We start from the raw sequence: 10,595 nt of genomic DNA on the forward strand, positions 1-10,595 counted from the left end.
TGACCGAGATGCTCAAGCGACCCGCGATGCCAGTCCCTTCCGGAACCGGTCCGCGGCCAACGGCCAAAACCGCCGCCTGCGCATCCCTTCTCACAACACGGTATCAACGATATCCAAGATCCCGCGATCCATTGTCAGGACCGCTGCCCATCCGCGCTGCGCTGCCGGAGTCCGGTGCGGCGCGTCGGGGCGCTTTGTCTAGAAGATCCGACTTGGTCTGTCAAGCCTTTGTTTTCACATCGGCCATCGTTACTTCGTCTCGTCTTCGGCGTTTCCGCCGTTCCCTTGCCGCCGTCGCGCTTCTCAGCGGCCCCGGCGTCGTGGGAGCCGGGTTATAGGCGGGTTGGATTAGCCCGGCAAGCGCTTTTTTCATCGATGCGCTTTTTTCGCTGCACCGCATCACGAGCCCAAAAGGACGGTCATCGCCCCCTCGATCAGCCGCCGGGCGTTGGCGAACAGGGTGGCCATCTGGAGCGTCACCAGGAAGGCCAGAGCGTAGACGATCCCTGGCTGCGCCTCCTGCCAATGGAGGATGCGGCGGGTCAGCCGCTCCGGCACCGGGACGGCCAGCACCGCCGCCATGATGAGGACACCCACCACCCCGCCGGCCAGGATGTCCGTCGGGAAGTGAAGCCCCAGATAGACGCGCGGCAGACAGATCACCACCAGCGTCCACAGGAAGGCGAAGGTCCCGACCAGGCGGTTCGACCACCACAGGGCGGCGGCCAGGGCGAAGAACAGCACGGCGTGGTCGCTGGGAAAGGAACTCCAGCCGTCGACCGCCCAGGCGTTCACATCATAGGGAACGACGAAGCCCAACTCCGGGTCATGGACCGGGCGCAGGCGCATCGGCAGGAAGTTCTGCATCCCGCGCCCGATGGCGATGGCCAGCAGCGCCCCGGCGATGGTCCGCACGGCGTAGAGGTCCGACCCGATCAGCCGCCCGCTGCGCCGTGTCCAGCACCACCACAGCAGCGCCATCAGCACGCCGCCCTTCAGCAGGTCGCTTTGGGCGATGACATAGATGGTCTTGTCCGCCGCCATGCTGGCGCGGCTGTAGCCGTTCAGCCAGCCGATGATGACGAGATCGAATGCCGTGGTCACGCCGTTCCCTCCGTTCCGCCAAGCCGGCCGACCTTTGGAAGGTCAGCCGCTGGAAGCAAGGAACGGAAGGGCAAGCCCCGAGGGCGCCGGTTATCGGGCTTATCCCGGAAGGGTCAGCGCCGCTCGTAGACGCTGTCGCCGCCCGCCCCACCGAACAAAACGACGTCGTAGGGGTCCTTCACCCCCGTCTCCATGCCGGGCGAGCCTTGCGGCATGCCGGGAACGGCGAGGCCGACCGCCGCCGGGCGTTCACGCAGCAGCCGCTGCACGCTGTCGGCGGGCACATGGCCTTCCAGGGCATAGCCGCCGACCAGGGCGGTGTGGCAGGACTGGAGCCGGGCGGGCACGCCGAGGCGCATCTTCACCGGCTCCACATCGTCGACCTCCTGCACGGTCACCGGGAACCCGGCGGCACGCATATGGTCCACCCAGCCGCCGCAGCAGCCGCAGGTCGGGGACTTCCAGACCATCACCTCCGGCTTGGCCGCGGAGGAGGCCGAGGCGGGGGAGGTGCCGGCCAAGCTGCGCACCGCGATGGCCAGGGCGCCCACCGTCAGGCTCGCCCCCATGGCCGTGAGAAACATCCGACGATCCAACATTCGCAACACCCGCTCCACAGACTTGCGGAAAGATGGCCTGCCGCCACCCCGTTTCAACGCAGTCTGCCGCCCGCCGCCGCCGCCCGCTTTGATCGTGGTCAAACGACAAGCCGCGGACCGACGGTTGCGAAAGGACGAAATTCATTCCATAAGGATAACGAACCCGTTGCGCAGGTGAAGTTGCATCGGTTACCGCTGAATGGCAGCAATCCGCGTGGCAAACCCTGACCGGCACCGCCGGGGAACCGGTTGTTGGCCGGCAACAGGCCGAACGGACGGGCAGGCTGAACGGACGGGCAGGACGGGCGGAACGCACAGCATGGAAACCGACCTTCTGTTCGCAGACGACGACCAGCCTCCGCCGCAAGAGGACGGGGCGGAGCCGTGGATCGTGCTGATCGCCGACGACGATCCGGAGGTTCACGCGGTCACCCGACTGGCTCTGGGGGGCCTGCGCTACAAGGGGCGGCGCCTGTCGCTCGTCAGCGCCCTGTCGGCGGGCGAGGCCGCGGCCATCCTGCGCTGCACGCCCAACGCCGCCATCATCCTGCTGGACGTGGTGATGGAGACCGACGACGCCGGGCTGCGGCTGGTCCGCACCATCCGCGAGGATCTCAACAACCACGCCATCCGCATCATCCTGCGCACCGGCCAGCCGGGACAGGCGCCGGAGGAGGACGTGGTCCTCGCCTACGACATCAACGACTACAAATCCAAGGCGGAGCTGACGGCGAAGAAGCTGTTCACCTCCGTCGTCGCCGCCCTGCGCGCCTACGCCGACATCGTGGCGCTGGAAACCAACCGCCGCGGGCTCCAGCAGATCATCCAGTCCACCGACCGGCTGTTCGAGCTGCGCTGCATGCAGCAGTTCGCCGCCGGGGTTCTGACCCAGCTGTCCGCCTTCCTGCGGGTGAAGCCCGACGCCATCCTGTGCGCCCAGCGCGGCACCGCCGGGCAGCCTCTGCCGGATGGCGCCTTCTACGTGCTGGCCGGGGCCGGCTGCTACGCCGAGGCGGCCGGGCAGACGGCATCGCCGACCGGGGCGGTGATCCCGCCGGCCCTCGCCGACCGCATCACCGACGCTTTCCGCAGCCGCCGCAGCCATTATGGCGCCAACGAGACGACCCTGTTCATCCGCGTGCCCGATGGGCATGAGGTGGCGGCCTGGATCCACACCGATCGTCCGCTGGACGAGGTGGACCGTGGGCTGGTCGAGGTGTTCGCTTCCAAGATCGCCCTCAGCTTCGCCAACGTCAGCCTGTATGAACGGCTGCGCGAGGCCAACGAGACGCTGGAGGCCCGCGTCGCCGAACGCACCCGCGCGCTGGAGGCGGCGAACGCCAAGCTGGAGCGGCTGGCCACCGTCGATCCGCTGACCGCCGTGTGGAATCGTCGGCATTTCCTGGACCTTGCCGCGGCGGAACTGGGGCGGGCGCATCGGCACGGGCGACGGCTGAGCGTGATCCTGCTCGACCTCGACAATTTCAAGACGGTCAACGACGGCCACGGCCACGCCGCCGGGGACGAGGCGCTGCGCACGGCGGTGGTCCGCGCCCGCGAGGCCTTGCGCACCTCCGACCAGATCGCCCGCTTCGGTGGGGAGGAATTCGTCGCCCTGCTGCCGGAGACCGACCTTGCCGGGGCGCGCATCGTGGCCGAGCGGGTGCGCGCCGCCATTGCCGACAGCCCGGTGGTGACCGACGGTCGGGCCATCCCCATCACCGCCAGCCTGGGGGTGGCCGAATGGAGCGCGTCGGAACCTTCCATCGAACTGACCCTGCGCCGGGCCGACGCCGCGCTCTACGAGGCCAAGCTGGCCGGGCGGAACCGCGTGTGCATGGCGGACGAGCCGAAGACGCCGGCCGCTTCCTGATCCGCCGCCGCGATACCGGGTGCGAAGCCGAGCGCGGTTCGCAACAAAGGAACCGTCTGCTTGCGGTTCTCATGTCGGCCGCAACCAGCCCTCGTACAGAAAATTCCCCGGCCTTGAACAAAGTTTGCAAACTTCAGCCGCCCTGCACTTCGGCGTTGCAGGCTCTGGAGGCGTGGATTACCGCTCATCCGTTCTCGACACCATGAGACGGCGAAAGCGGTGAGCGGACTCCAAGCCGATCCCGCTGCGGTACTTCTCCGGGGGCTCAGGGTCTCAGCCATGTGGAACGATTATGGTCAGGCGCTGTTCCTGGCGCTTGCCTTGGCCGGGTTGGGGTTCGGCATCGGCAAGGTGGCGGTTCTGCTGGGCGAGCGCGCGATCGAGCGGCGGCTCGGCACCGGCAACCTGCGCGACATCATCGCCCGCCGTGCCAAGCTGGAGGCCGGGTTCGAAGCGCGCAGGACGCAGCGCGTCGCCGACCTGCGCAAAGCCGAAGAAGAGGTCAGCGAGGCTCTGCGCCGCCGTCAGGCGCTGGAGCGGCGCCTGCGCGACCTTCAGCACCGCGGCGACGATTTGCTGCGGCTGATCGGCGAGGAGGTCGCCGGCACCCCCTGCTACATCGCGCAGGTCGCGAACAAATACATCGGCGGCGGCGGCAACCAGCAGGCGCAGCACGCCTTCATCGACTCCGGCTGGGCACGGCCCCAGACAGTCGAGGTCTGGGCGCGCACCATGCCGGTGGCCCGCGCCGAGATCGAGCGGCGCTACCCGCCCGCCTTCGGCTATGTGGTGTTGCGGATTCAGGAAGCCCCCCAAGGCTCTCCGATGACGGCCGGGGGGACGGGCGCCAGCCCGGGTAAAGCCGGATCGAGCGATCCCCGCCCCCTGGCGATAGCGAGCTGAGGGCGCCGTGGGCCATCCATCGATGCCGTATCTCTTCTCCGCGCTGGTCGGCGTGGCGACGCTGGCGGTCTCGCTCCTGTCGGCGCGGCGGCAGCTCCGGACGGCGGAGGACCGCATCGCCAGCGCCGCGGCCCGCCGGCAGGCCCAGGTGGAGCGCCTCAAACGCCTCGCCCGCGCCACGCTGGACCAAGCGCGGGAGTTGCGCGCGGCGCGGCGGCGCAAGGCATCCATCGACTTGGCCTGCGAGGATCTGGAGCAGCGTCTGGCGGCGGCGAGCGCGGTGGACCGGCGGGTCTATGTCCTCGATGACCGGCGGACGCCGGCGGACGCCGGATGGGTGGTGACCGTGGCCCACGCCGACTATGGCGCGCGCGTCACCGGCGGCCTGGAGAAGACGGCGCTGGAGCGCTGGAAGAGGGGACGCCGCTTTCTGGTCTGGGGATTGGACGAAACGAAGGCGCGGGAGAAGACCAACGCCCGCCATCCCGAACACAAGGGCTTCTCCGTTCTTTCGGTGAGGCCCTACCTCGATTGACGACCCGGACGGATAGGCCTCCCCGTTTGGGGAAGCCCCGGTGGCGGTCATCTGCCGGACGGACGGTTGCTGTCACCTCTTTTCGCTACCATGTCCTTCACAGTTGCGTCATTCTGATCGGGTCAAGCGGAGGAGCCATGATGGATCTCGATCTGGTCGTGCTCGTTGGGGCGATGGCTGCGGCCCTCGCCGGTCTCGCTGCCGCCCGCCCGGCCATGAAGCCGGTGCGCGTGCGCAGCCGGAACCGCCGTCGGCGCTGACCCCCCGGCGCCGCGTCAGGCGGCGCTGCGGTTTACGGCGCCGCGTCGGGCGGCGCTGCGGTCAGGCGACGGCTTTGCCCCGGAGGCGCTCCGGGGCTACCGTCAGCGGTCCAGGTTGCGGATCGCGCGGTTGAGTTCGTACTCTTTGGAAGCGACATGCGCTTCCAGGTTCCCCACGCGCTTTTCGAAATCACGGAAGCGTTGCGTCAACCCGGCCAGGGTTCGGTCGGGCTTGATCGACACGCCGCGCCAGAAGGCCTCCTCCTCCGGATTGCGGTAGACCGCCGGCGGCTTCACCGGCAGGACCAGCACCGCGATCACGTAGGCGAGGATCACCGGCGGCATGAAGAAGAACAGGCCCAGCACCAGGGCCAGCCGCACCAGTCCGGGCCGGAACCCGAAATAATCGGCGATGCCGGCGCACACGCCCCCCACCACGCCACGCTGCGGATCGCGGAAGAGCCGGTGCGGGTTGGGCGAGTCGTAGGGCGAAGAACGGTCCATCGTCGGGCTCCCGTCAGGTCGGAATGAATATGGAATGCGGCAGGCTCACAGCTTGTCGCGCCAGTTGGGCGACTCCGCGTCGAGCACCCGTTCCAGCGCGTGGATGCGGCCCTCCAGGCGGTTCGAGATGTCCCACAACTCGGCCAGAAGCTGCTCGTCCTGGGCCGACAGCCCGCGCTGCCCGCGCCATTTGGTGATGTAGTGGAAGATGATCCAAAGCGGTGCCACCACGGTGATGAAGAGCGCCGCGAGGACGAAGCTGAAACCGCTCATCGGGGGACGGCCTTTCTTGTTGTTTGGGAAACCCCTCCCCCGCGAATCGGCGGGAGAGGGGGGCTCAACGCCAACCCCGCTGTCGGCAAAGACGACGTCGGGGCCGGCGCCCGCGCCGGTGCGGGATCAGCTTCCCCGGCGCGCGGCGACGCGGGCCTTCAGCGCGGCCAGCTCGTCCTGGACCTTCTTGTCGGCCTCCAGCTCCGCGATCTCCTCGGTCAGCGTCTTGGTGCGGCCCACATCGTAGGCCTCCACGCGGCCTTCCAGCTCATCGAGGTTGCGCTCCACCTGCTCGAAGCGGGAGAAGGCGTCGTTGATCCGTTCGTCGTGCAGGGTGGAGCGGACGCGGACGCGGTTGGCCGCCGTCTTGGTCCGGGCGACCAGCGCCTTCTCGCGGTTCTTGGCATCGGTCAGCTTGGCCTGGAGGCGGCCGATGTCCTCGTTGGACTTGGACAGGGCCTCCTCGACCTGGGCGAGCTGGGCGGTCAGGACGTCGGCCTCCTCGGCGGCGCGCGACTTGGCCAGCAGCGCCTGCTTGGCGAGGTCCTCGCGGTCGTGGGTCAGCGCGGTCTCGGCCTTGCGGTCCCAGGAGTCGCGCTCGCGGTGCAGGTCGGCGATGCGGCGCTCGATCTCCTTGCGCTCGGCGATGATCTTCACCGTGGAGGAGCGCACCTCGACCAGCGTGTCCTCCATCTCCTGGATGATCAGACGGATCAGCTTCTCCGGGTCCTCCGCGCGGTCGAGCAGGGAGTTGAGGTTGGACTGCACGATGTCGGTCAGGCGCGAAAAGATGCTCATGGGGATGTGTCCGTTCTTGGTCGCTTAGGATCGGGCGTTGGTGGCGTCAGCCGAGGATCGTGGCGATCAGCAGGCCGGCGGCGAAGAACGCCCAGCTTTCGGTCGGGCGGCTGGTCAGGTAGGTCCGGATGCGCGCCGCCAGCGGACGGGCCTCGCGGGTGTAGCGGCGGTGGTAGTCGCTGTAGTGGCTCATGCGGGTCTCCTTGTTTGGTCCTCTTCTTCGCAATGGCCGTGCCAACGCCGGAAATTCCCGCAAAGCCTTGGATTTTCTGAAGCGGGCGGACGGCGGCCGGGCTTGGGCCGTCGCCCTTTTCGCGATAGTATGAAGAAATTCGCCAACTCTTCGCCCTTTAGACCATGCAGCCCAATCCGCCCTCTTTGCTCGGGGAGTCCCCGGCCTTCCACGCGGTTCTCGCCCACGTCTCCCGCGTGGCGCCGTTGGAGCGCCCCCTGCTGGTCATCGGGGAGCGCGGGACCGGCAAGGAGTTGATCGCCGCCCGCCTGCACTACCTGTCCCGGCGCTGGGACCGTCCCTTCGTGAAGGTGAATTGCGCCGCGTTGGCCGAGAGCCTTCTCGATTCCGAACTGTTCGGGCACGAGGCGGGGGCCTTCACCGGGGCGATCCGCCGACAGATCGGGCGGGTGGAGCAAGCCGACGGCGGCACGCTGTTCCTGGATGAAATCGCCACGGCCAGCGCCGCCGTTCAGGAAAAGCTGCTGCGCGCCGTGGAGTATGGCGAGATCGAGCGGGTCGGCGGACGCACCCAGACCGTCGATGTGCGGGTGATCGGGGCAACCAACGCCGACCTGCCCGCGCTCGCCGAGACCGGGCGGTTCCGCGCCGACCTGCTGGACCGGCTGGCCTTCGATGTGGTGACCCTGCCGCCGCTGCGCGCCCGACGCGAGGACATCCCCATCCTGGCCGAGCATTTCGCCCTGGGCATGGTGCGGGAGTTGGAGCGGGCGCTGTTCCCTGGCTTCGCCCCGCGGGCGCTGGAGCAGCTTCTGGACCATGGCTGGCCAGGCAACGTGCGTGAGCTGCGCAACGCGGTGGAGCGCTCCGTCGCCGCGTCCGACCCGGAGGGGCTCGTGGAGGAAATTCTGCTCGACCCCTTCGCCTCCGCCTGGCGACCGGCGGCGCCGACGGCGTCCGCCCCGTCACCGGTTGCGGAGGAGGCGCCGCCGGTTGCCGCCGGAGACTTCCAGGAGCAGGTGCGGCGCTTCGAGTCCGGGCTGCTGGAAACGGCGCTGGAGCGCAACCGCTTCAACCAGCGCCAGACCGCCGAGGCGCTGGGCCTCGGCTACCATCAGCTTCGCGGGCTGCTGAAGAAGCACGGGCTGATCGGCAGGCCCGAATAGGGGCGGCTATTTCTTCTCCAGCAGCAGCGTGCCCTTGCTCTGCAACCGGTCCTTGACCTTGTTGGCCAGCAGGCCGAGCGCCCAGGGAAGCTGCACCTCCACGGTGACGCTGTCGTCCTGCACGTCGATGAAGCCGGTGACGGTCTGGGCCATCGCCACCACGCGGAAATCCACGCGGTCGTCGGTCCAATGGTCGTCCATGCTGCTGGCGACCGCGGCGAGGTGGGAGCGGGCCTGCCCCACCCCCTCCGCCACGCGCCGCTTCGCCTCGTCCCGGCCGAGCTTGTGGGGAATGGAAACGGTCAGGGGCTTCGACATAAACAGGCTCTCCGCTGCGTCAACGCTTATTCATGGGAAACAACAGTCCGCGGCGGCTTTTCTTCCACCCCCGTCATCCATCTGCAACGGTGCTAAGACAAATCTTATCTCTTTCGAGGGCGCTCTTTCGTCGCAACGGGGCGGCGGCGTATAGCTTTCCATCACAGATTACATCGGGCATGGATTTCTTGGGGGCCGCGACCGCGCCGTGAGCAACGATCGACCGGGCGAACTCTTTGCGGGGCCGCGCCCCATCCAGACGCGGGGCGAGGAACCGGCGCTGCGCCCGCGCCTGCCCAAACGCGCGCCCAAGCCGGAAAAGCCCGCCAAGGCCGAGAACCCCAAGGCCGAGAAGCCGCGCAAACCCGCCCCGCCGCCGCGCAAGCCCGTTCCGAAAACCGCCCGAGGCGGCGGTGGTCGGCGGCGGACGATCCTCGGCACGCTGGTCTATGCCGGGATGGTGGCGGGGGTGTGGTGCGGCATCGCGCTGGGCGCGGTGCTGGCCTGGTTCGCCCTGGACCTGCCGGACATCTCCAAGGTCGCGCAGTTCGAACGGCGCGCCTCGGTCACCGTGCTGGCGGCCGACGGGGCGGAGTTCGCGCGCTTCGGTGACCTGCACGGCACGACGCTGGGCGTGAGCGACCTGCCGCCGCATCTGATCCACGCCGTGCTGGCCATCGAGGACCGGCGCTTCTACTCGCATTTCGGCGTCGACCCCATCGGTCTGGCCCGCGCGCTCTACGTCAACTGGCGGTCCGGCCGCTCGGCGCAGGGCGGCTCCACCATCACCCAGCAGCTTGCCAAGAACCTGTTCCTGACGCCCGAGAAGTCGCTGAAGCGTAAGATCCAGGAAGCCATGCTGGCGCTGTGGCTGGAGCACCGCTTCACCAAGGACCAGATCCTCACCGCCTATCTGAACCGCGTCTATCTGGGGGCGGGCACCTTCGGCGTGGACGCGGCGGCGCGCACTTATTTCGGCAAGCCGGCGACCCAGCTCGACCTGCGGGAATCGGCGATCATCGCCGGCCTGCTGAAGGCGCCCTCGCGCTACGCCCCGTCCTCCAACCCCGACGAGGCAGCGGAGCGCTCGCGCGTCGTGATGGGTGCCATGGTGGACGCCGGCTTCATCACCGCGCAGGAGCTGGAGGCGGCGCGCAACGCCCCGCTGTCGGCCAAGCGCAAGCCGGGCGGCGACGGCCGCTATTTCGCGGATTGGGTGACGGAGTTGGTCTCGGCCTTCGTCGGCTCCGGCCACGGCGACGTGGTGGTGCGCACGACGCTGGACCTCAAGCTGCAGCGCGCGGCGGAGCAGCGGCTGGAGGAGATCCTGTCCGGCCCCGGCGCCGCCGCCAACGCCCGCCAGGGCGCCCTGGTCGCCATGACAACCGACGGCGCGGTGCGCGCCCTGGTCGGCGGGCGGGACTACGACAGCAGCGAGTTCAACCGCGCCACCCAGGCGATGCGCCAGCCGGGATCGGCCTTCAAGCCCTTCGTCTATCTGGCCGCGCTGGAGGCCGGCTGGTCGCCCGACAGCCCGGTCGAGGACGCCCCGGTCCGCATCGGCGGCTGGAGCCCCGGCAACTACGACGGCAAGTTCCGCGGCACCGTCACCATGGCCAACGCGCTGGCCCATTCGTCGAACACCGCGACCGTGCGCATCATCGACCGCATCGGGGTGGAGCGGGTGCGCCGGGTGGCGGCGGGGCTGGGCATCAACTCGCCGCTGGGCAAGGACCTGTCGCTGGCGCTCGGCACCAGCGAGGTCAACCTGCTGGAGCTGACCCGCGGCTTCGCCGGCATCGCCAACCGCGGCGCCCCGGTCTGGCCCTACGCCATCACCGAGATCAGGGACCGCGACGGCAACGTCCTGTACCGGCGGCAGGCCGGCGGCTCCGTCCCGGTGGTCGACCCGGCGCACGCGGTGCAGCTCACCCGCATGATGACCGGCGTCATCGAATACGGCACCGGCAAGTCGGCCAAGCTCGACCGCCCGGCGGCGGCCAAGGCGGTGACCACCCAAGGTCTGACCCTTAGAAACATCACACACGCCCGCATGCCTCCCCCGAGTA

The 10,595-nt window shown here is 68.9% G+C and carries 13 protein-coding genes; 6 read left to right on the forward strand and 7 right to left on the reverse strand.

Annotation, left to right across the window (positions count from 1 at the left end):
- Positions 1 to 399: 399 nt before the first annotated feature.
- Both GBZ26_RS21540 and GBZ26_RS21545 read right to left on the reverse strand, forming a co-directional pair.
- Positions 400 to 1,104, reverse strand: a complete 705-nt coding sequence (locus GBZ26_RS21540; RefSeq protein WP_174440606.1) for a phosphatase PAP2 family protein — start codon at positions 1,102 to 1,104, stop codon at positions 400 to 402.
- Positions 1,105 to 1,217: 113 nt separating this feature from the next.
- A complete protein-coding gene (locus tag GBZ26_RS21545; RefSeq protein WP_137103887.1) occupies positions 1,218 to 1,688 on the reverse strand; it encodes a DUF411 domain-containing protein in 471 nt (156 codons plus the stop codon).
- A gap of 334 nt (positions 1,689 to 2,022) precedes the next feature.
- Here GBZ26_RS21545 and GBZ26_RS21550 point away from each other — a divergent pair, with 334 nt between their 5' ends.
- From GBZ26_RS21550 to GBZ26_RS30715, 4 genes are all read left to right on the forward strand, one after another.
- On the forward strand, positions 2,023 to 3,576 hold the full coding sequence (locus GBZ26_RS21550) for a diguanylate cyclase (RefSeq protein WP_174440607.1): 1,554 nt from the start codon (positions 2,023 to 2,025) through the stop codon (positions 3,574 to 3,576).
- Between the two features lie 279 nt (positions 3,577 to 3,855).
- Entirely contained in the window at positions 3,856 to 4,479 is a 624-nt protein-coding gene (locus tag GBZ26_RS21555; RefSeq protein WP_174440608.1) for a hypothetical protein, read from the forward strand.
- 22 nt (positions 4,480 to 4,501) lie between these two features.
- Positions 4,502 to 5,014: a hypothetical protein gene (locus GBZ26_RS21560; RefSeq protein ID WP_174440609.1), complete on the forward strand. Its 513-nt coding sequence runs from the start codon at positions 4,502 to 4,504 to the stop codon at positions 5,012 to 5,014.
- Between the two features lie 137 nt (positions 5,015 to 5,151).
- Positions 5,152 to 5,274: a hypothetical protein gene (locus GBZ26_RS30715; RefSeq protein ID WP_014239103.1), complete on the forward strand. Its 123-nt coding sequence runs from the start codon at positions 5,152 to 5,154 to the stop codon at positions 5,272 to 5,274.
- Between the two features lie 102 nt (positions 5,275 to 5,376).
- Here the strand turns inward: GBZ26_RS30715 and pspC are convergent, their stop codons facing one another.
- From pspC to GBZ26_RS21580, 4 genes are all read right to left on the reverse strand, one after another.
- Positions 5,377 to 5,778 carry an envelope stress response membrane protein PspC gene (gene pspC / locus GBZ26_RS21565; protein ID WP_174440610.1) on the reverse strand — a complete coding sequence of 134 codons (402 nt, stop codon included), beginning with the start codon at positions 5,776 to 5,778 and terminating at the stop codon, positions 5,377 to 5,379.
- Between the two features lie 45 nt (positions 5,779 to 5,823).
- Positions 5,824 to 6,051, reverse strand: a complete 228-nt coding sequence (pspB, locus tag GBZ26_RS21570) for an envelope stress response membrane protein PspB (protein WP_149165526.1) — start codon at positions 6,049 to 6,051, stop codon at positions 5,824 to 5,826.
- A 126-nt stretch (positions 6,052 to 6,177) separates the two neighbouring features.
- Positions 6,178 to 6,849 carry a phage shock protein PspA gene (gene pspA, locus GBZ26_RS21575; protein WP_035670837.1) on the reverse strand — a complete coding sequence of 224 codons (672 nt, stop codon included), beginning with the start codon at positions 6,847 to 6,849 and terminating at the stop codon, positions 6,178 to 6,180.
- 46 nt (positions 6,850 to 6,895) lie between these two features.
- The gene (locus GBZ26_RS21580; RefSeq protein WP_014239099.1) at positions 6,896 to 7,042 is read right to left on the reverse strand and encodes a hypothetical protein; all 147 of its coding nucleotides are present in this window, start codon (positions 7,040 to 7,042) and stop codon (positions 6,896 to 6,898) included.
- Positions 7,043 to 7,206: 164 nt separating this feature from the next.
- Here GBZ26_RS21580 and pspF point away from each other — a divergent pair, with 164 nt between their 5' ends.
- Positions 7,207 to 8,208 carry a phage shock protein operon transcriptional activator gene (gene pspF, locus GBZ26_RS21585; protein WP_174440611.1) on the forward strand — a complete coding sequence of 334 codons (1,002 nt, stop codon included), beginning with the start codon at positions 7,207 to 7,209 and terminating at the stop codon, positions 8,206 to 8,208.
- Between the two features lie 6 nt (positions 8,209 to 8,214).
- Here pspF and GBZ26_RS21590 read toward each other — a convergent pair whose 3' ends face one another.
- Positions 8,215 to 8,526 carry a polyhydroxyalkanoic acid system family protein gene (locus tag GBZ26_RS21590; protein ID WP_014239097.1) on the reverse strand — a complete coding sequence of 104 codons (312 nt, stop codon included), beginning with the start codon at positions 8,524 to 8,526 and terminating at the stop codon, positions 8,215 to 8,217.
- Positions 8,527 to 8,734: 208 nt separating this feature from the next.
- Between GBZ26_RS21590 and GBZ26_RS21595 the strand changes: the two genes are divergently transcribed.
- Positions 8,735 to 10,595: PBP1A family penicillin-binding protein (locus GBZ26_RS21595; protein ID WP_174440612.1), on the forward strand; the 1,861-nt coding region annotated here is incomplete at its 3' end.

The sequence above is a fragment of the Azospirillum formosense genome (genome assembly GCF_013340925.1).
Taxonomy (GTDB): Bacteria; Pseudomonadota; Alphaproteobacteria; order Azospirillales; family Azospirillaceae; genus Azospirillum; species Azospirillum formosense.

Excerpts from the sequence above, each read along its gene's own strand:
- GBZ26_RS21545 (WP_137103887.1), bottom strand. The coding sequence starts at position 1,688 with ATGTTTCTCACGGCCATGGGGGCGAGCCTGACGGTGGGCGCCCTGGCC.
- GBZ26_RS21550 (WP_174440607.1), top strand. The coding sequence starts at position 2,023 with ATGGAAACCGACCTTCTGTTCGCAGACGACGACCAGCCTCCGCCGCAA.
- GBZ26_RS21555 (WP_174440608.1), top strand. The coding sequence starts at position 3,856 with ATGTGGAACGATTATGGTCAGGCGCTGTTCCTGGCGCTTGCCTTGGCC.
- GBZ26_RS21560 (WP_174440609.1), top strand. The coding sequence starts at position 4,502 with ATGCCGTATCTCTTCTCCGCGCTGGTCGGCGTGGCGACGCTGGCGGTC.
- GBZ26_RS30715 (WP_014239103.1), top strand. The coding sequence starts at position 5,152 with ATGATGGATCTCGATCTGGTCGTGCTCGTTGGGGCGATGGCTGCGGCC.
- pspC (WP_174440610.1), bottom strand. The coding sequence starts at position 5,778 with ATGGACCGTTCTTCGCCCTACGACTCGCCCAACCCGCACCGGCTCTTC.
- pspB (WP_149165526.1), bottom strand. The coding sequence starts at position 6,051 with ATGAGCGGTTTCAGCTTCGTCCTCGCGGCGCTCTTCATCACCGTGGTG.
- pspA (WP_035670837.1), bottom strand. The coding sequence starts at position 6,849 with ATGAGCATCTTTTCGCGCCTGACCGACATCGTGCAGTCCAACCTCAAC.
- GBZ26_RS21580 (WP_014239099.1), bottom strand. The coding sequence starts at position 7,042 with ATGAGCCACTACAGCGACTACCACCGCCGCTACACCCGCGAGGCCCGT.
- pspF (WP_174440611.1), top strand. The coding sequence starts at position 7,207 with ATGCAGCCCAATCCGCCCTCTTTGCTCGGGGAGTCCCCGGCCTTCCAC.
- GBZ26_RS21590 (WP_014239097.1), bottom strand. The coding sequence starts at position 8,526 with ATGTCGAAGCCCCTGACCGTTTCCATTCCCCACAAGCTCGGCCGGGAC.